This is a genomic window from Anaerolineales bacterium, assembly GCA_015075625.1.
In the GTDB taxonomy this organism is placed as follows: Bacteria; Chloroflexota; Anaerolineae; order Aggregatilineales; family UBA2796; genus UBA2796.
Genome location: JABTTZ010000003.1, coordinates 132,519 through 151,607, shown reverse-complemented (window position 1 = coordinate 151,607; position 19,089 = coordinate 132,519). Strand labels below are relative to the sequence as shown.

The window sequence follows — 19,089 nt, the reverse complement described above, 5'->3', positions numbered from 1 at the left end:
TGTTTCTTTAGGAATCCCGCTGTGACGCTGACAACGACTTCCATACAACTACCTCGCCGCTACCTGATCGAAGACCGCCTTGGGGCGGGGGGAATGGGTATTGTCTTTCGTGCCTATGATCGACTGAACGGGACAGCAGTTGCCTTGAAACGGCTGCACAGCCAAGCCGTTGCTGAAGATGACACTCCAACCTCGATGCGTGTGACGCTCGTCCATGAGTTTCAGACGCTTGCCCGCTTGCGCCACCCGCACATCATCAGTGTGTTGGATTTTGGCTTTGACGCCGAAGGATCGCCCTATTACACGATGACGGTGATCGACAGCCCGCAAACGATCACCGATTACGGGGCGAACCGCCCCCTTGCCGAAAAGCTGACCCTGATTGCCCAGATATTGCAGGCACTTGCCTATCTGCACCGTCACGGCATTTTGCACCGCGACTTAAAACCACAGAATGTCTTGATCGCGGAGGGGAGCGTTAAGGTTGTTGATTTTGGCTTGGCGTCCCTCCTTGAAGGGATCACACCGGGGGCGGCGGGGACACTTGCCTACATTGCCCCGGAAGTCCTCAGAGGAAAAATGTCCACCATCGCCGCCGATTTGTACGCAGTGGGCGTCATTGCCTATGAACTGCTGAGCGGGAAGCATCCCTTTCAGATGGACACCGCCTCAGGCTTGATTGATGCGATTTTGACTGGGACGCCGAATATGGCTGAGGTGGATGCCCCCGATGCTGTGCGCGGGGTGATCGCCATGTTGATGGCAAAGAATCCGTTGGAGCGTCCGGCAGGTGCGCTTGACACGCTCCAACGCTTAAGCGCCGCCACCGCAGGCTTGGTGCCGCTGGAAACAGGGGCAACCCGCGAAAGTTTTCTCCAAGCGGCGCGGTTCGTTGGGCGGGCGGCACAACTTGCCACGCTGAGCAGCGCCCTGCACGCCATTGAAAGCGGCGATGGCAGCGCGTGGCTCATCGGCGGGGAAAGCGGGGTGGGAAAATCCCGCCTTGTGGGGGAAATTCGTATTCGGGCGCTGGTGAAAGGCATCCTTGTAGCAGCAGGGGAGGTGGCAGACCAGCAAAATGCCCCCTTCCAACTCTGGCGAGAGGTCGTGCGGCGTTTGGTGCTGAACGCGCCGCTGACGCCCGTTGAAGTTGCTGTCCTCAGTGAGGTTGCCCCCGATGTGCTGCGCCTGACAGACGTTACGCCAGCAGTGATCCCAGACCTGCCCGCTGTTCAGGGACGCGCACGTCTTTACAACACTCTTGCTGCGCTGTTGGCAAAACAGACGACGCCTGTATTGATCACCCTTGATGATATTCAGTGGGCGGATGCCAACAGCCTTGATCTGTTGCGCTGGCTGGTGGAGACAACCCCCCTGCGGCGGATGGTGATCCTTGCCACCTATCGCACCGATGAAGAAGGACGCCTCCCCGCCGCCTTCCCCGGCATGGAACAGCTGATCCTGCCCCGTTTGGATGAGACGACAATCAGCGCCCTGACAGAATCGATCATTGGGCGGGCGGGGATTCAACCGCCCGTTTTGGATTACATCATCCGTGAGACGGAAGGGAACGTGTTCTTCCTTGTGGAGATCATTCGCGCCCTTGCCGAAGATGCCGGACAGTTGGATCGGATTGGGCAGGTCACGCTACGGATGGGGATCACCACAGATCGGCTGCAAGCGGTTGTGCGGCGGCGCTTGGGGCGTGTCCCCGCCGATGCCTATCCATTCCTTGTCTTGGCGGCGCTGGCGGGACGCTTCATCGATTTGCGCCTGTTGGGGGCGTTGGGCTTGACCGCGCCAGAGGGGTGGTTGGGGCAATGTGCCGAGGCTGCCGTCCTCGAAATTCAGGAAGAACGCTGGCGGTTCAGCCATGACAAACTGCGAGAAGGCGTCCTTGCCGCCCTTGAGGAGGGTGAAAAGGCGGGACTTCACGAGCACTTGGCGATGGGCATTGAAGATGCCTATAGCGATGATCTTGCCCCGCACTACGCCGCTCTCTACCATCACTATGCGGCGGCGGGCAACGATGAAAAAGAGCGCTACTATGCCAAACGCGCTGGCGTGCAGGCGGCGGAACGCTATACGAATGCTGAAGCAATCCGCCTGTTGAATCGTGCATTGGCGCTAACCCCCCCAGACGATCACGCCGAACGGTTTGAGATTCTTAGCCAGCGGGAGGGTGTCTTAGGACGCATTGGCGAATTGGACGCCCAGCGCAACGATTTAGAAATGATGACGACCCTTGCAGAGATCATCGGGGATGCCCGCCACGATGCCAGCATGCATGTGGGGTGGGCAAACTATTATGAGATGATCGGCAACTTCGCCCTCTCGCTGCACCACGCGAATCAGGTGTTTCAGTTGGGGAGCGGGGGCAATATACCCGATTTGGTCGCGCAGGGGCGCTACCACGAGGGGCGCATCTTGCGGCGCGGGGGGCAGTATCAAAAATCCCTTGAATCTCTCCAAGAGATGATCACCCTGGCACGGCAGATTGGCAACCGGACACTGGAATACAACGGGATGCGGGCGTATGGTTATACGCTGCACGATATAGGGCGCTTCAGCGAGGCGCAGGGGTATCTTCAAACCGCCTTGAGGATGGCAAAAGAAGGCGGCGATTTGGTTGCCGAGGCATGGGCAATGGCACTCGGCGCTCAGGTTGATTTCAGCATTGGAAACGTGGTGGAGGCGGCACAGAAGGCACGCGAGGCGCTCCGCCTTTCCCGCTATGCCGGAGATCGATGGGGCGAAGGCTGGATTTTGATGGTCATGGGTGGGGCGGCAATGATGCGCGGCGATCTGCGCTTGGCGGAGGAACGCTATCGCGAGGCGAATGCGGCGAACAGTTCGATTGGGGATCGTTTTGGGGAGGGGGCGTCCTGCCTGACTCTTTTGGATATTTACCGCCTGTTAGGTGATCTGGAAAAAGGGCAGCCCTATTTTGAACGAGGGTTGATGCTGGCAAGGGCATCGGGCGGGATGCAACTTCAGGTATTTCTGTTGGTCACCTACGCCGGACTGCTTATGCTGCGAGGGCAAGCGGAAAGCGCCCTCCCCTATGCCGAAGAAGCGTTCTCGTTAGCAAAAACACGGATGAGCTTGCACTTGATGCTCTTGAGCGTGGTGCGCATCGGCTTTCTGCGCCTTGAGTGTGGCGACCTGTCCGCTGCCGAAGCCGCCTTTCAGGAGGGGCTGCGCCTGAGTGGGGAGATCACCACTGGCACGGATCAGACACTTCAAGAGGGGGAGGCGCGGGGAGGTTTGGCAGAGATAGCCATGCGGCGCGGAGACGCGGAAGCCGCTTTTACTTTACTCGATCCGCTCATTGGGGTGATGAACGCCCGCGATGATCTCAGCGGGGATGATGTTCTTCGTCTCTGTCTAACGTGTTATCGGGTGGGGCGGGCGGTGGGTGATTCTCGCGTCGATGCGCTGCTCAAGCGTGCCTATGAACGCCTTTCCGGTTACGCGGCGGGGGTGGGCGATCTTGATTCACAGAATGCCTTTTTCGAGCGCGTCCCGCTTTATGGGAACATTCAGCGCGAATGGCTGGCAATGACGGGCGGGGAGGTGGTTCTATAACCCCCGCTGACGCCCGCGCCCTGCTCTATACCCTTCTGGGCGATCTGCCGGAGCGCCATCGTCCACTCACGGCGACGTGCCTTGAAACGACAGACCATGATGGGTACAGTATGGACTATCTGCTGCTTGATTTGAACGGGGTAGAGCCTGTGCCTGCCCTGTTTGTGAAGCCCGATCAGGCGGTGGGACGTATCCCCTGTCTGCTTTACAACCACGCGCATGGCAACGATTACCTGACTGGCAAACGGGAATTGATCAACGGGCGAGCGGCATGGCACAACCCACCCTATGCGGCGGCGCTGACGGGCGCGGGCTATGCGGCGCTGTGTCTTGATCACTGGGGTTTTGGGGAACGGCGCGGACGAACCGAGAGCGAACTATTCAAGCTGATGTTGTGGCGGGGGCAGACCCTCTGGGGGATGATGGTCTACGATTCGCTGCGGGCGGTGGATTACCTGACGACGCGCCCCGATGTGGACGCGGCGCGGATAGGGACGCTTGGGCTTTCGATGGGCAGCACAATGGCCTGGTGGCTGGCGGCGCTGGATGAACGGCTGCGCGTCTGTGTTGATCTGTGCTGCCTGACAGATTTCGAGGCACTGATCGCGGCGCGGGGGTTGGATGGTCACGGCGTGTACTATTACGTGCCGTCGCTGTTGAAGCATTTCACCACAGCGTCGATCAACGCTCTGATCGCCCCCCGCCCGCACCTAAGCCTTGCCGGAAATGATGATCCGCTGACCCCGCCAGCGGGGTTGGATCGCATTGACGCCGCCCTGCACGAGGTGTACAAGGGGCTAGGGGCAGAGGGCGCGTGGCGGCTCGTGCGCTCGCAGACGGGGCATTTTGAGACGGTGGCAATGCGCGGCGAGGTGATGCGCTTTCTCGCCACATGGTTGTGAGGGCATTTTCCCTGATCGCCTGATCGCAATCCGCTACTTTAGCACGAGTGGGCAGCGGGCGCATCCCATGCATCTCTACAGGGGGTAGGGGATGCTATTTTTTGCTTTCCAAGCCCCGAAGGGGTGGCTACTTTCAGCCCGCTGCTTTAGCGGCGGGGACAACACGGGCGCATACCACGCACCCCTACGGTGCGGGCGGCGGGAAACGCTGTTTGAAGGTGAAGGCGTCGGCAGTTGTCCCCTTTTCGCGCAGAAGGGCGAGGCGTTTTTTGCCTTCTTCTACCGTCGGGGTTGTGCCGGCGGGAATCCACCACATGACGAGGCTCGGCGCCTCGTGTTTCTCGAACCACTCCAAGCGGCGGCGGAAAACCCCCAGATGGTCAGGGTTGTTGTAGGTGAAGGCAAAGAGGGCGTCAATCGTCTCCCACACGGAGAAATTGATAATCACCAGCGGGTTTTCAAAAAACTGCGCATCCACAGCGCTGCCGCCTTCGGTCTTGAACCGCCAAACAAAGCCCGGGGTTTGTTCTGCCAGCGCATTAACATGATCGAGGAGCGTCATGAAGTCAGCGATCATCGGATCGGTGGTCGGGACGCGGAGGGTGGCAATATTCAATTGGGCAAGGTGGTAGATGGACATACAATGATCCTCATGTTGTGTGGGTGCCCGCTGCTTTAGCAGCGGGCTAAGCATGACCACCCCTACGGGGCTTGGAAAAACAAGATGCGGCACGAGGGGACAACCCCGCAGGTCGCCCGCACATGCCCTGCCCCTCGCTTGGCTAAGGGGGAAAATAAAGCACCCCCTGCGGTGGTCAGGGGGTGTTTTAGGTTGTGCCGGAGGTGGGAGTCGAACCCACACGGTTTCCCGAACGAGTTTGAGTCGTTTGCGTCTGCCATTCCGCCACTCCGGCAAGGTGATGAAAGTATACTGGCAAACGGTTTAGGGGTCAAGGGCGCTTTGTCGCGCTGCGCCCTATGCCCGTTTATGGACTATGCCATTTCGTGCTTGAAATCGACAAAGCGATAGCCGACGCCGCGTTCCGTTTGGATATATTTTGGATTCGCCGCGTCTTCCTCAATCTTCTCGCGCAGGTAATTCACATAAAGGCGGACGTAGTGGGTTTCGTCGCGGTATTCATAGCCCCACACCTTTGCCAAAAGCTGCTCATGGGTCACTGTCCAGCCGGCATTTTCGATCAGATGGTAGAGCAAGCGGTATTCTGTCGGGCGCAGTTTGATATGTTTTCCGGCGACGACAACTTCGCGCCTATTCCAATCGACGCTGAGGCGGTCATCAATTTTGAGGACAGCGTTTTCCGGCGCTGTCCCCGCCGATTCAATGCGGCGCAAGACGGCACGGACGCGGCTGACCAACTCACGGGGGCTGAAGGGCTTGGTAATGTAATCATCCGCCCCTAGTTCCAAGCCCCGAACGCGATCATCTTCCTCGCCCTTTGCCGTCAGCATAATCACGGGGACGGTGGAGAACTCGCGCATCATACGCAAGACCTCAAAGCCATCCAAGCGGGGCATCATAACATCCAGCAGGGCGAGATCGGGTAGTTGGGTACGGAGGGCGTCGAGTGCAGCCATGCCGTCATGCGCCTCAACAACCTGAAAACCTTCCAATTCAAGGTTCATCCGAATGAAGGTGATCATGCGTGGTTCGTCATCCACGACGAGGATACGTTGTTTCTCGCGGTTGGGGGCGCGTTTGCTGCTAGACATAGACCTGTGCCTTTGTCAATCTTATTCGCGGAAGGGCTTGAAAATATCTTCTTCCTGACCCGTCGGCAGCACTTCTAGAAAGCTGATCTGCGAGAAGGGGAGGATCACGAGATTCACATCGTCACGCATATAAGACACCGATTTGTTGTCCAAGCGGCGCGGGTGCTTGCCGATGAGCAGGGTATCGGTGACGTTGGGAAGTTCCTCTACCTCCAAAAGAAATGGTTCAGTTTTTTCCAAGTGAACATAGAGCAAAATCGCCATGATGGTGAAGTATCCTTTTTATCTGTTTACTCAGGGCTGATTGTACGGTGATTTAGGGCGTGTGTGGTTCAACCATCTTGAAAAAGATATGACAGGTCAGCTTGCCAAAGCGAATCTCATCGCCATCGCGCAGGACGCGGGGCTGGTTGGGATTCAGGCGCTGCCCGTTTAGGTGCGTGCCGTTGACACTGCCCAAATCGACAAGGGTAAGCGTATCCTCGCCGCGCCGGATGACGGCATGAAGGCGGGAGACGCCATTTTCGTAAGCGCCGTAAGGGGTCATATCCACCGTTGGACGGGTGGGGCTGCCGACGTCGCTGCGCCCGATGGTTGTCTCGCTCTCTGGGTTAATCTGGATGGGGGTGGGGTTGTCCTTGATATGGAGCATGATCGCCGCCTCACGGGTGAAGCGTGCTGTTCCCCAATTGTTTTTGCTGCCTTCGGGAAAACTTGTGGTGCGTCCGCCGCCCGGGAGTTGGTGGGTTTTGGTGACGGCGTTCTCGCCAAAGAGAACTTGCCCACACTCTTCGCAGAAAAAGATGCCCTCGCGGTTATTGCTGGCGCAATACGGACAGGTCCTCATCAGAACGAATCCTTTCCATTCGCCCCAGACTGAAGGAGCGTTCGGGTGCCATATTTCAGGCGCTTTTGTCCTTCTTCTGAAAGGGCATTCGTCTGACTGACGCGGCGTGCCTCGCTCATTGCGGCGTTGGCAAGGTCTTGTTGACCCGCCTCCAAAAGGCGCGTCGCCAGATTTTCGAGCTTTCGGGTGGCTTCTTTCACATCGCCTTTGGCAAGCGCTTCGGCAGCCCTCTGCTGCATTTTATAGAGAGTCAGCTTGCCCAGTGCGTCAATGATGGTCACTGGTGGTTCTTCTGGTTCGGCATCCTCGCGGATCTCAATGGAGGTATCGGCAACCACCTGATGGAGCGCCCGCTGATCCCACAGAATATCGCCGCTGGCTTGAATCCGTAACAGGCTGCGAAAGCCGGCATGTTTCAAGGGGGGCATTTGCAATTGCACCAAGACACTGAGGTTTGCCTTCGGCTGCATCTGCCCCAAATGAAGTGGATCGCTCTCCACACTCATTGGTTGGGGGTTGGGGACAAGGCGGAACGCCGATTCGATCTTCATATCGGGGTCGGGGGCAAGGGAGAGCGTCACCCGTTCGGCAAAGGAACCGCCCAAGGAGCGGATGCGCTCGTTGAGAAACTTGACGACAGAGCTAGGCGATTTGATGTACTCCGAGGTGCCGCCCGTTGCGCTTGCCAACTGGTCCAGAAAGACATCGTTCCATTCCTCGCCAAAGCCCATCGCGCTAATCCCAATACCATCTTTGCGGGCTTGTTCGGCAAGCTCTAGGCATTGGGGTTCATCGCCAAAGGTGCGCCCATCGGTGATCAGAATGATATGGTTGGCAAAATTGCGCCCCAAATAGCGCTTGATTTCCTCGTAGCCGGCTGAAAGCCCCTGAAAAATCTCCGTGCCGCCGCTGGCAGACATCGTTGTCACCTGGACTTTGGCGGCGTTTTTCTCGACAAGGGGGGCAGCTTTGACGAGCGTTTCGGCGCGATCACTGAAGGCGACGACGGAGACAACATCGGTGTCGCTGAGTTGATCGATGATCTGGTGGGCGGCGTACTTTGTGCGCTCTAAGCGGACGCCATTCATGGAGGTACTGCGATCAATAACAAGGGCAACATTAGTGGGCGTCGCCAGTTTCGTGCGCTCAATGGTGCGGTCTGGAACGAGTTCGATCAGCAGATAAAGAACTTGCGGCTCGTTCATTGCCAAGAGCGTGCGCTTGCTGGGGGTGACGCGCAAGGCGAAATATTGGCGGGGGGGGGTGCTTTCCGTCAACTTCTGATCGTATTGGCGGCGCTGTGCGGGGTCGGTGAGAACCTGATAGGCAGCCGAAATGTCTTTGAATTGGTTTAACGCCCCTGGGTTTTTATTGACATCAGGATGAAGGCGCAAACTGGCGTGCCGAAAGACGCGCCGAATATCATCATCTAGCGCGTTCGGGTTGACGCCTAACACGGTATAAAGGTCGTATGCGCTCATCGCTCGCTCACGCTTTTCTGGCTAGCCGGGAATTTGCACAAGGATTACGGTAACATTATCGTTTCCACCGCGCTCGTTCGCAACTGCGACCAGTTTATCACACGCCTCTTGCGGCGTGGGAGAGGCTTTTACCAAGCTGAGCAAGACATCTTCTGGGACTTGCCCCCACAAGCCGTCGCTGCACAACAGCAGACGTGAGCCGGGGGGAAGGCGGCGGGTGGCAGTATCAATATCCAACTGCTCGCCCTGCCCCAACGCCCGATACAAAACATTTCGCTGTGGGTGGAACTGAGCATCTTCAGGGGTCAGTTGATCAAGCTCGATAAGGCGCTGGACGAGGGAGTGATCCCGCGTGATTTGATCCGCCCCCTCCCGCGTAAGCAGATAGGCACGGCTGTCGCCAACGTGCGCCACATATGCCCATTCGCCGAGGACGGCAACGGCAGTGACCGTCGTCCCGCCATCGGGGATTTGGTCTGCCACTGCATCATTCGCCTTCAGGACGGCATTCGTCAGAACATCGGCAATCATCGGGCGATCATCTTCATTTTTGCTGGCGATGAGCTTGAGATAAAACTCATTCAGGATCGATTGGGCAATCACTTGGGTGGCAATGGCGGAAGCGCGTTCGCCATCCAAATGCCCACCCATCCCATCGGCAACGACAAACAACCCAAAATCCGGCGCGTGGCTGGTTGTCATATGGGTGCTGAACATCGTGTAGAGGGAATCTTGGTTATTCGTGCGGACGACGCCCACATCGGTACTCATCCCATAGATGAGGTGGCGGTTGGGCGTCGCTGGTGTGACCACATCTTCCAGTTTGCGCGTTGCCCCAATGATGAGGGGAACTTCGGTAGTGATATGGGAAATATCAGCAAGTTCGGCGGTTGCCCCGCCGCTTGGCTTTGCTGGTGTTCCGTCCGGGGGGGTGGCGATTGCCGCCGCCCCTGCGGGGGTGATAGGGATAACCAAGGGCGACTCGGCACTGGCTGCGGTGAGGGGCGTCCCCACAATCGGTGTTTTGGCGTCCGGCGAGGCAACGACGGGCTCTGGGCGAGACGTATCTACAGTCATACCGGGTGGGGTGATGACAACGGCGCCACTTGGCTCAACAACAGGGGAAAGCGTCCCAGTCTTTGGCTTGCGAAGCTGCTTGGTGTCGTCGGTGGTGTCCCGCGGACCAAAAAGGCGGCGGAAAAGGCTCATGAATTCCCCCGAATTTAGACGTTTAAAGCGTACACATGTTTATCAGTTGAGCCGATGTAGAGCATGTTCCCAACAATGCAGGGCGATGCGGTGATCGCACCGTTTGTCTGGTATTTCCAACGGAGATTGCCCTTTTTCGGTTCAAGGCTGTAGATATAGGTATCAATGCCACCAAAGTAGATTTGGTTATCAGCAACGACGGGTGAGCCAATGACTTGCCCATCCGTCTTGTATTTCCATAACTCACGCCCATTTGCCGCCACATCAAGAGCATACATATACCCATCTGCCGAGCCGACATAGAGCGCCCGCCCGTTGATGGCAGGGGTGGACAGGACAGCATTTTGGGTGCGGACGCGCCAGATACCCCACCCTGTTTGCACGTCAATCGCATAGATATGGGCGTCCATCGACCCCACATAGGCAATTTGGTCGTGGATGAGCGGGGAGGCAGTGACTGCCCGTTTCGCTTTAAACTTCCACTTCAGCGCCCCAGAGAGATCAAGCCCGATCACTTCGCCACTTTCAATGCCAAAGACAATCCGATCATCAGTGACGGCGGGGCGGCTGCGGATGGCGCCAGCGCCTTCATACTTCCATGCCAAGCGCCCGTTCATGAGGCGAATGGCATAGAGTTTGGCATCGTCGCTGCCAAAGAAGATATGCCCATGTTCGATTGCCACCGAACCGCGAATCGGACCATCGGTGCGGTGTGTCCATTGAACTTTCCCTGTGCGCAGGTCAACAGCGTAGAGGTTACCATCTTCCGAGCCAAAAATGATCAAATTTTCGTCGGGGGCAATGCCGGGCGTCGTTGAAATGCCGTTTTCGGTGGGGAATTTCCACTTGAATGCCCCATCAGCGGCGTTCAGGGCATAGAGGTTGTTGTCATAGGCGGTGACGTAGAGCATCCCTTTGTAATGAACAGGGGAGGAACGCAGTTCATCTTCAACGCGGAATTTCCAGACGGCTTGGACGCCGCCCTTGCTCACTTCGTTATCAAAGGTTGTCGTCCCGCTGATGAACTGGGTTCGCGCCCCGGTTTGGACGGAAGGGGCGCTGATTTTGTCCAGTTCCTCAATGGCAGCCTTCATCTCAGTGGCGTTGGTGAACCGCTCTAAGGGGTTATAGGCAAGTGCCTGCGTGATGATTTTAGCGAACCCCTCTGGGACGTTGGGGTTGATGTCACGCACCATCCGCTCCATAAAGCTGAAGGGCGGCTCAAGGCGTGGATCGCGGCGGGTGAGGATGTGATGGATCGTCGCCCCTAGCGCATAAATATCGCCAGCGGGGGTTGCCTCGCCTTTGTATTGTTCGGGGGGGGAGTAGCCCTCCGTGCCGATCTGTGTCCCTTTTTTCTGGTCGCTCTGGAAGGCTTTAGCGATGCCGAAGTCAATCAGGCGGACAAGCCCGTAGGCGTCGATCATGACGTTGGAGGGCTTCATATCGCGGAAGATGATCGGTTCGCCGCGAGTGTGGAGGTAGCTCAGCACGTCGCAGAGTTCCAGAGTCCACTTCTTGACCATCGGATAGGGCAGGAAGTCTTGAACGCTGTTCACAATCGCTTCGAGGTCTTTCCCGTTGATGTATTCCATCACCAGGTAAGCGCGATCTCGGCTAGAGAAGTAGTCGTAAATCTTAGGAATTGCTGGATGGTTCAAATCAGCAAGGATATTCGCCTCGCGCTCGAAGTTGCGCACGGTGACTTCCCGTAGTTGGGGGTCGGTGGCAAGGTTGAGCATTTCCTTCACGGCGACGTTGCGCGTCACCGTTGGGAAATTCATATCGCGGGCGAGGTAGACCGACCCCATCCCGCCGACGCCGAGGACGCCGGTGATTTTGTAGCGGTTATTGAGAACAGCGCCCACTTGCAGAGCGCCGTCTGTCCCTTGTGGGCGCTTGTTATCGCCCGCGAACTTTTGAGTTTCAACCATCGCGCCCACCCCTGAGAATAATTGCTGATGTTGACGGGAGAGTGATGATGTGACCATTATAAGGGGTAATGAGGGTAGGCGCAATTTGGAGGTTTGCGGACATGCCCCAGTGGTTTTTTAAAGCCCCGCTCACTATCAGGCATGTCCGGTAACTATGTCAGCCTAAGAGAGACGCCAAAGCACCGAGGTGTCTAAGTTCTGTTGGCATGTCATTCCTGTAGGGGCGCAACGCATGGCGCCCATCGCCGTGCGTGAGCGCCCGCCGCTAAAGCAGCGGGCTAGGAGTAACCACCCCTTCGGGGCTTGCCCCCACCCCCTAACAGCGAGAGGGAATCTCTCCCCCTTTCTATGCGTGCGGGGAAAGGCGACTGCTACGCAATAACCGGGAGGGATAGGGGTTCTGACCCAAAACCGTCAACAAAATCTATATCTATCCCCCGCTGGATTCGACCACTGGACGAACATAAAAAAGTGTCGCCCCGATGATGCGCAGCAGAGAGGCAATCAAAAATGCCACCTGAATCCCATAGCGTTGGGCGATCCACACCCCCACAAGGGGAGCAACAAAGGCGCTGATCTGGATCACCGTGTTGTACCAACTCATGTAGACGGTGCGCGTTTCGTCGCTGCCTACTTTCATCATCAGGCTAATCGTGCAGAGTTCGACACCCGGATGACCCAAGTTCACCAGCAAATTCAGAATCAAAATGGTATCGAAGTAGGGAAAAACTGCCACACCTATAGGGAAAAACCACGTGAATAGAATCGCCCGTTTTAATCCCCACGTCATAGAGCGCCGCCGCAGCAGACGCGCCCATAGAAAATTCCCAAGCACGACGCCAAAACTTCCCACCGCCAGATTCAAGCCGATCCAGCCATTGGAGGCATGGAGGATTTCGATATAAAAGACAGCGAACAAGCCATTGGAAAGCCACAACCCGGATTGGTAAATGCCGGTATTAAAGAGCAAACGAGCAACGGGCGTCGTCAGGCGGGCGCGTTCAGTGGGGAGCGCGGCGGGGGCGGACTGCCCTTTTTTGGAGAGGGCGATCATTGTCGTTTTGCGAGGGGGGATGATCAGGTTGCCAACGAGCCAATTGCTGCCCATCGCCACAAGAAAGCCGAAGCCGTAGAGAATCATAAAATTGAGCGGAAAGGCGATCCAATCCAGCCACTGCCCAGCAAGGATGGAAGTGACGACGACGACGGCTGACCAGATAGCCGTGCGCATGGAAAAGACCATCGCCCGCCGCTCGGAGGGGACAAGCTCTGCTAGGAGCGCCTGAAAGCCATTTTGAAAGAAGATCGTCGGGATGTTCAGCAGAATGATCCAGATCACGACAGCAACCGCCGCCGTTTGCGTTGCCCCAAACAGAAGGGGGACGGCTGCCAACAAGCCATAGCCCAGACGCAAGGCAAACAAACTGCGGAAAATCCACCGCTCGCGGTTCACCCGCCGCTGGACGAACAACGCCGTAGGGATGCTGAACAGTGCTGCCACCAACGCCGGGATGCTGTTGAGCAGGGCAATGTGTTCTTTGGTTGCCCCCAAGCGAACGGCGAAGGTGGCATTAAAGGTAATAACGCCGCCTAAGACGCCAGCGAAGAGAATTTCGATATAAAGCAAGCGGCGGTTGTGGAGTTCAACATCCGAAGGAATTTCCGAGGGGCGGGCGATAAACTTTGTGATGGACTGCGTGATCTGTGACATGAAGGCTGCATCACCTGCTGAACTGGTGCGTTAGGATCGGCGCATAACGACGTGGAGCATCTCCCCTTCAAACCAAGCAACAGGCATCAGCGGTGTGTTATGGGCAAAGCCCACCCCGCCCGCTTTATCAACCATAATCAAACCCCCATCGCCATCATAACGGGCGAAGATGGGCATGACCGCATCAGCAGCGCTTTGAGCCGTAGGGTGTGTTGCTAAAAGGTCTACCGCACGCACGCTCAAAAGGGAACGGATGATCGTCTCGCCCCACCCAGTGGAACATGCCCCACCAAGCGGATCATCCGCCCACGCGCCGGCGCCGGGCAGCGGCGAATCGCCCACCCGTCCGGGGAGTTTTCCCCGAATCCCCCCCGTGCTGACAGCGACAGCAATATGTCCCTCAGCGTCCAGCGCCACCGCCCCAACGGTATCACCGCCCTCGTTGAAGGGGTCATTCAGGCGGTTGGGGGCGATCATCGACTCTGGCTGGACAAGAGTCACCCCCTGCGCGGCGGCAAACTGCTCTGCACCTTCACCGACCAAGAGATGATGGGGCGAGCGTTCCATGACCAAGCGTGCCGCCGAGACGGGGTTTTTGATACGCCGCACTGCCCCTAGCGCCCCAACACGGTGTTTCGCCCCTTCCATCACCAGCGCGTCCATCTCAGCAACACCCTCGGCATTCAAGACCGCGCCATAGCCCGCATTGAAGACAGGCGCATCTTCAAGGACGCGCACGGCAGCTTCGACGGCATCGAGGGCGCTTTTTCCGGCAAGCAGCAGACTCCGCCCGGCGCTGACCGCTTGTAAACAGGTCTCTTGAACGGCGGCAAAATCGGCATCGGCGTGCATCCCCGCTCCGCCGTGAACAATTAAACTAATGGGCATTGGTGTGTTCTTTCATAAAAGATAGCGGTTGTAGGTTTTAGAGAATGTACGATTTCAGCCACGATCATGAACGGCGGCTGTGGCAGCCGCCGTTCACTACCGTCGGGGACGGTGCAACACTGAAAACTGAGGTAGGACTACTTGCCTTTGCCGCTCACCGCCTCACGAAGGGTGGTTCCAACGCCAAAGCTGACGCGCTTACCAGCAGGGATTTGAATTTTTTCTTTTGTGCGCGGGTTGGTCCCAGTGCGGGCAGCGGTGTTACGCACTTCAAACGTCCCGAAGCCGGTCAACGTCACTTTTTCGCCTTTTTTCAGCGCATCCACAATACTCTCAAGGATAGCGTTGACGATGGTGGCAGCAGCGTCTTTAGTCACGTCCGCGTCTTTTGCCACCTGAGCGATGAGATCGGTTTTGGTAATCGTCTTCGACATTCAAAAAACTCCTCAATCATTAGCTGTGTGCGTTGGGGATTATACATGATACAAGGGGATTTTCCATGCCAAACGATCTGATAAGCGCCCTAACGACGATCCGCGAAACCGTTGGCGGGTGGGAAGGTGTCAGCGCAGCCCCCCACCGCTTCGGGGGGACGGAATTCCGTTTGGGGGCGGTTGAACTTGGGCATTTTCACCGCAATGGGATGGTGGACATCCTGTTCAGCCGTGCCATCCGTGAGGCGCTGCTTGCCGAAGGGCGTGCCGAGGCACACCATCTTCTGCCCAAAACGGGCTGGATCAGCTTTTATATTCGGGAGGAGGGGGACAGTGAACGGGCTTTGTGGCTGTTTCAGCTTGCTTATGTTCAGAAACGAATCAAGCGGGATCGGGTGATTCACGCCGACGTAAAAACGATGCTTGCCCACCTGAATCTCTCCGATTCAATGCGCCCCTTGATCGCACAAGATAAAATGGACTCCACTACCGACGCGGATTAACGCCGCCTCTCACAATGGATAGAGTGGGTATTTTTGCCATGAATCGTGAATATCATCGCTGGTACAGCCCGTCCCTGAATCGGGATATGGAAATGCTTGTGTTTGGTCATGCCGGGGCGCGTGTCCTTGTGTTTCCCTCTTCGATGGGGAAATTTTTCGAGTGGGAAGATCGGGGGATGATCGGCACGCTCAGCCACCAGATCGAAAACGGATTCCTCCAACTTTACTGCATCGACAGCATCGACAGCGAGAGTTGGTACGCACGGTGGGCGCACCCAAGCGGACGTGCCTACCGCCACACACAGTATTTCTGGTATATCCACAACGAGGTGCTGCCGCTGACCCGCCAAAAGAACAGCAACCCCTTCATGATCTACACCGGGGCGAGCTTTGGCGCCTACCACGCCATGACCTTTGGCTTGAAGTACCCCGAACAAACGGGGCGCATCGTCGCCCTGAGCGGCGTCTATGACATTCGCCGTTTCACGGGCGGCTACTCCGATGATAATGTCTATTTCAACAATCCGATCCAGTTCATCCCCAACGAACACAACCATGACCGTCTAGAACACATGCGGCGGATTGACATCATCATGGCGGGCGGCAAAGAAGATCGCCTGATTCACAGCGCCCGTGAAATGTCGGGAACGCTCTGGAACAAGGGAATTGGCAACGCCCTGCGCGAATGGGATGGGTGGGCGCATGATTGGCCCTATTGGCAGCAGATGATCGCCGCCTACATTGGTGGTCATGATTAGAGCGCTGATGAGATTGCGAACTAAAGACATGAGCCACAGTCAACACCTTGTACGGCGAGTGGTGATCCTTGCCGCCACCTGCCTGATCACCTTTGCCGCCTTCAGCCGCGCCGCTGCCCAAGACGCTCCTTCCCAAGAGCTTCTGATCAAGCTCATTCAATACCTGAGCAGTCAGTTGGGAATCCCCGTCACGACCATTGATTCCTACACCTATGAGGCGGCGGACTTCAGCGATACCTCTTTAGGCTGCCCACTTGCTGGGGAGAACTATGCCCAAGTGATTGTCCCCGGTTGGAAGGTCAAACTGACCATCGCGGCGATCACCTATGACATGCGCACCAGCCGCAGCGGGGATCGGATCGTCATTTGTGCAGCGATTTCGGCGGGCGCAACCGCCACCCCAACGCTAAGCGGCGAGATCGTGATCACGGCGACCTTTCCCACCTCGCCGACGATAGAAGATACCTTCACGCCTACCCTTCCGCCCACCCCCACGATGATCCCTCTAGCGCTCTTTCGGGCGACACAGTACACCATTGCCTACCCAAACGAGTGGCGGGTGACGGATCGCGGCGGCGGTGAGGTGTATTTTGGGGCATCGCCAACGCCCGTTTGTGCTGGGGCGGGGATGTTCGCCGCCTTTCTGGGTGCAGCCGGAGAAAACACCCCAAGCACGCTGCTGGATGACTACACCCCCGCCGTGACGCGGGCGGAATTCACCGCCGGACGCACCCCCGTCCGGCGCAGCGGCTTGAGCGCCTTCTACATTGCCCCTTGTGCCGATGGGACGATTCGCCAGTTTCGGGTGACGATGTTCGTCGCCTATGGGAACGCCTACCGCGTGATTCAGTTTGCCCCGCAGACGGATTACCCCCTTTGGACGAACGCCTTTGCCGAGATGCTGAACCGCTTCGGTCCGACGACGGTAGCGGCGGGGGTGATCGATGCGCCGCGCCTGCCCCCGGCTACCTCCCCGCTTGCCCTTCTTGCGCACATCTTCGGGGGGAATGTCTATGTGGGGACGCTGGTTGACCTTCCGGGCAAGCCGATCAGCGGCGGGGCGACGACGGCAAACCCTTACCGCGAGGTGACCGTCTCCCCGCGTGGGGACGCACTTGCCTATATTGACCCTAACGCCCGCACACTAATCCTTGCTTCGCCCACCTTTGGGGCGGCGCGGGTCGTCGCAGGGGAACTCGTCACCAGTGTGGGGTACGGTTACCCACCCGCATGGAGTCCCGATGGGCGGGAGATCGCCTTTGTTGTCGGGAATATTCTGCAAGCCTCAAGCTGGACGATTCGGGCGCTCAATATCGAGACAGGGACAGTGCGCGAAATCGGCAGCGCGGGGGCGGTGAAAACGAGCTGCTCTGCGCCCTCGCCCGATCCGGCGGCGCGGCTTATGGCGGCGGAGGCGGGCTACCCGATCACCGGCGCAGCACGCCCACTCTTGGCATGGGCAAAGACGGGCTATATCTACATCTCTGGGAATTGCGGGCGGGGCGTCATGAGCCTTCCGGCAGCGGGCGGCGTTCCCGAACAGATCGCGGAACTTGTTTACCTTCCGGCGCTCTCCCCAAACGGGGAGACGCTCCTTGGCGCTGTGAATTCGCCCGCGCCGGCGCTGGTGGCAATCACGGTTGCCGATAAAACGGTGAAAACCCTGCTGAATGTCCCAGAGGGAAAAACGATCACAGCACTGGCGTGGGATACAAACCCCGCCTATGTCTATGTAGCGTGGTCAACGCTGCGCGAAGAACTCCCTGCCAACGAGCCGACAGAACAGGCACGAGGGATGGCATATTTCGGGACGTGGGATTTCCGCGTGGGACTGTACGATGTCCAACTCTTTCAGCTTGATTTGGTCAAAAGCGCGGCAAAAGAACTCTATGCCGGACGCGGCTACGGAATCGGGCGGATCGCACCGAGTCCTGACGGGACGGGCATTTTGTTCACCCTGACGGAAAGCGCCGCGCCGTTGATTGATGCCTTCCTGAACAATGTTGCGGCGACGGAACTGCTGCGCCAAGCGCCCGCCACACAAGTGTGGTGGCTGCCGCTGCTGCGGGGCGTTGTTGGCGAGGGGCAGATGGTTGCCGAGACGAGTGGGATTGTGTGGGGAGGGAATGGCTCTGCACCCGCCCCAACGCCGACGGGAGGGGCATCGTTGGGCGGAGGGACGAACCTCACCCGCACGCCTTCCGCCACCGCCAGCCCACCGCCAACCTGGACACCCTTCCAAACACCGGGGGCAACGGCAACCCCACCCCCCACCTCGCCCTTTGGCTCTGCCCCGCCGACAAACACGCCGCGTTCGCGCACACCCTAAGGGACACAACCCGCCTGCAATGACCCGGCTAAAGCATAGTCTCACCGCATTTTTCACCCTGACCATCCCGCTCTTTCTTGTTTTGGGCGGGATTCGCCTCCTCGTGACGCCTGCCTACACGCGGCTTGTCTATGCCTTCCCGAACATCGCCCCCGATCCGTATGGGTTCACCACCGAGGAACGCCGTCAGTTTGCGGTGAATGCCGTTGACTACCTTCTTTCAGGGGAGGATGTTGATGTCCTGCGCCGCCTGAGCAGCGCTGATGGACAGATCCTTTTCAACGAACGTGAACTAGGGCATATGGTTGATGTGAAGGTCGTTATGAACACAGCATTTCAGGTGGGGTTGGGGGTGTTCATGGTGGGCGTGCTGATATTTTTTCTCCTCCCGCTGGGCGGCGCGGCAAAACGGCAAATGCTGCGGCGGGGGATGGTCGGCGGGGGGGGGCTGGCACTCATCCTCCTCGCCGCCCTGATCGTTTATATCTTGATCGATTGGAATCAGTTTTTCAATAGGTTTCACGATCTCTTTTTTGCGCCGGGAACGTGGCAGTTTCGCTATTCGGATGGGTTGATTCGCCTGTTTCCGATTCCCTTTTGGCAAAACGCGGCGCTCAGCTTAGGGCTGATCGTCGCGATAGGCGCGGGGGCGCTCATCGGTGGGGCGGTGTGGTGGGGGCGGCGAGTGGGAAAGACCTCTAGTGACCACGACGGGGTTTAAAAGCAGACCCCCTAGAAATCCCGCGCCAAAGAATGTTAGAATGATTCTGCCAT

At 57.8% G+C, this 19,089-nt stretch carries 16 protein-coding genes and 1 tRNA gene; 6 read left to right on the top strand and 11 right to left on the bottom strand.

What is annotated here, in order from left to right:
* Positions 1-21: 21 nt before the first annotated feature.
* Positions 22-3,588, top strand: a complete 3,567-nt coding sequence (locus HS103_14885; protein MBE7514083.1) for a protein kinase — start codon at positions 22-24, stop codon at positions 3,586-3,588.
* Positions 3,552-4,490: an acetylxylan esterase gene (locus tag HS103_14880; GenBank protein MBE7514082.1), complete on the top strand. Its 939-nt coding sequence runs from the start codon at positions 3,552-3,554 to the stop codon at positions 4,488-4,490. Before HS103_14885 ends, HS103_14880 begins: the two co-directional genes overlap by 37 nt.
* Before the next feature lie 184 nt (positions 4,491-4,674).
* Here HS103_14880 and HS103_14875 read toward each other — a convergent pair whose 3' ends face one another.
* The 11 genes from HS103_14875 to HS103_14825 form a co-directional block, all read right to left on the bottom strand.
* Entirely contained in the window at positions 4,675-5,130 is a 456-nt protein-coding gene (locus HS103_14875) for a DUF3291 domain-containing protein (GenBank protein MBE7514081.1), read from the bottom strand.
* A gap of 195 nt (positions 5,131-5,325) precedes the next feature.
* Positions 5,326-5,404 (bottom strand) — tRNA-Leu (locus tag HS103_14870).
* A gap of 79 nt (positions 5,405-5,483) precedes the next feature.
* Positions 5,484-6,221, bottom strand: a complete 738-nt coding sequence (locus tag HS103_14865) for a response regulator transcription factor (protein MBE7514080.1) — start codon at positions 6,219-6,221, stop codon at positions 5,484-5,486.
* Between the two features lie 21 nt (positions 6,222-6,242).
* Positions 6,243-6,485 (bottom strand): hypothetical protein, encoded by a 243-nt coding sequence (locus HS103_14860; GenBank protein MBE7514079.1) that lies wholly within the window; start codon positions 6,483-6,485, stop codon positions 6,243-6,245.
* 52 nt (positions 6,486-6,537) lie between these two features.
* The gene (locus HS103_14855) at positions 6,538-7,068 is read right to left on the bottom strand and encodes an FHA domain-containing protein (protein ID MBE7514078.1); all 531 of its coding nucleotides are present in this window, start codon (positions 7,066-7,068) and stop codon (positions 6,538-6,540) included.
* Positions 7,068-8,549 (bottom strand): VWA domain-containing protein, encoded by a 1,482-nt coding sequence (locus tag HS103_14850; GenBank protein ID MBE7514077.1) that lies wholly within the window; start codon positions 8,547-8,549, stop codon positions 7,068-7,070. Before HS103_14850 ends, HS103_14855 begins: the two co-directional genes overlap by 1 nt.
* 21 nt (positions 8,550-8,570) lie before the next feature.
* Positions 8,571-9,758, bottom strand: coding sequence for a protein phosphatase 2C domain-containing protein (locus tag HS103_14845; protein MBE7514076.1), 1,188 nt, complete (start codon positions 9,756-9,758; stop codon positions 8,571-8,573).
* A gap of 14 nt (positions 9,759-9,772) precedes the next feature.
* Positions 9,773-11,692 carry a serine/threonine-protein kinase gene (locus HS103_14840; protein ID MBE7514075.1) on the bottom strand — a complete coding sequence of 640 codons (1,920 nt, stop codon included), beginning with the start codon at positions 11,690-11,692 and terminating at the stop codon, positions 9,773-9,775.
* A 430-nt stretch (positions 11,693-12,122) separates the two neighbouring features.
* Positions 12,123-13,403, bottom strand: coding sequence for an MFS transporter (locus HS103_14835; protein MBE7514074.1), 1,281 nt, complete (start codon positions 13,401-13,403; stop codon positions 12,123-12,125).
* A gap of 30 nt (positions 13,404-13,433) precedes the next feature.
* Positions 13,434-14,291 (bottom strand): isoaspartyl peptidase/L-asparaginase, encoded by an 858-nt coding sequence (locus HS103_14830; GenBank protein ID MBE7514073.1) that lies wholly within the window; start codon positions 14,289-14,291, stop codon positions 13,434-13,436.
* Positions 14,292-14,428: 137 nt separating this feature from the next.
* Positions 14,429-14,713, bottom strand: coding sequence for an HU family DNA-binding protein (locus tag HS103_14825; GenBank protein MBE7514072.1), 285 nt, complete (start codon positions 14,711-14,713; stop codon positions 14,429-14,431).
* A gap of 77 nt (positions 14,714-14,790) precedes the next feature.
* On the opposite strand from HS103_14825, the gene HS103_14820 reads away from it, so the two are divergent.
* The 4 genes from HS103_14820 to HS103_14805 are packed head-to-tail and all read left to right on the top strand — an operon-like array spanning position 14,791 to position 19,036.
* On the top strand, positions 14,791-15,228 hold the full coding sequence (locus HS103_14820) for a DUF5519 family protein (protein MBE7514071.1): 438 nt from the start codon (positions 14,791-14,793) through the stop codon (positions 15,226-15,228).
* A 38-nt stretch (positions 15,229-15,266) separates the two neighbouring features.
* Positions 15,267-15,986 (top strand): esterase family protein, encoded by a 720-nt coding sequence (locus HS103_14815; GenBank protein MBE7514070.1) that lies wholly within the window; start codon positions 15,267-15,269, stop codon positions 15,984-15,986.
* 28 nt (positions 15,987-16,014) lie between these two features.
* The gene (locus HS103_14810; protein ID MBE7514069.1) at positions 16,015-18,315 is read left to right on the top strand and encodes a PD40 domain-containing protein; all 2,301 of its coding nucleotides are present in this window, start codon (positions 16,015-16,017) and stop codon (positions 18,313-18,315) included.
* 19 nt (positions 18,316-18,334) lie between these two features.
* On the top strand, positions 18,335-19,036 hold the full coding sequence (locus HS103_14805) for a DUF1461 domain-containing protein (GenBank protein MBE7514068.1): 702 nt from the start codon (positions 18,335-18,337) through the stop codon (positions 19,034-19,036).
* The last annotated feature ends 53 nt before the right edge of the window (positions 19,037-19,089 follow it).

Coding starts and splice junctions, on each gene's coding strand:
- HS103_14880 (MBE7514082.1), top strand. CDS start 3,552: ATGGCTGGCAATGACGGGCGGGGAGGTGGTTCTATAACCCCCGCTGAC.
- HS103_14875 (MBE7514081.1), bottom strand. CDS start 5,130: ATGTCCATCTACCACCTTGCCCAATTGAATATTGCCACCCTCCGCGTC.
- HS103_14865 (MBE7514080.1), bottom strand. CDS start 6,221: ATGTCTAGCAGCAAACGCGCCCCCAACCGCGAGAAACAACGTATCCTC.
- HS103_14860 (MBE7514079.1), bottom strand. CDS start 6,485: ATGGCGATTTTGCTCTATGTTCACTTGGAAAAAACTGAACCATTTCTT.
- HS103_14855 (MBE7514078.1), bottom strand. CDS start 7,068: ATGAGGACCTGTCCGTATTGCGCCAGCAATAACCGCGAGGGCATCTTT.
- HS103_14850 (MBE7514077.1), bottom strand. CDS start 8,549: ATGAGCGCATACGACCTTTATACCGTGTTAGGCGTCAACCCGAACGCG.
- HS103_14845 (MBE7514076.1), bottom strand. CDS start 9,758: ATGAGCCTTTTCCGCCGCCTTTTTGGTCCGCGGGACACCACCGACGAC.
- HS103_14840 (MBE7514075.1), bottom strand. CDS start 11,692: ATGGTTGAAACTCAAAAGTTCGCGGGCGATAACAAGCGCCCACAAGGG.
- HS103_14835 (MBE7514074.1), bottom strand. CDS start 13,403: ATGTCACAGATCACGCAGTCCATCACAAAGTTTATCGCCCGCCCCTCG.
- HS103_14830 (MBE7514073.1), bottom strand. CDS start 14,291: ATGCCCATTAGTTTAATTGTTCACGGCGGAGCGGGGATGCACGCCGAT.
- HS103_14820 (MBE7514071.1), top strand. CDS start 14,791: ATGCCAAACGATCTGATAAGCGCCCTAACGACGATCCGCGAAACCGTT.
- HS103_14815 (MBE7514070.1), top strand. CDS start 15,267: ATGAATCGTGAATATCATCGCTGGTACAGCCCGTCCCTGAATCGGGAT.
- HS103_14810 (MBE7514069.1), top strand. CDS start 16,015: ATGAGCCACAGTCAACACCTTGTACGGCGAGTGGTGATCCTTGCCGCC.
- HS103_14805 (MBE7514068.1), top strand. CDS start 18,335: ATGACCCGGCTAAAGCATAGTCTCACCGCATTTTTCACCCTGACCATC.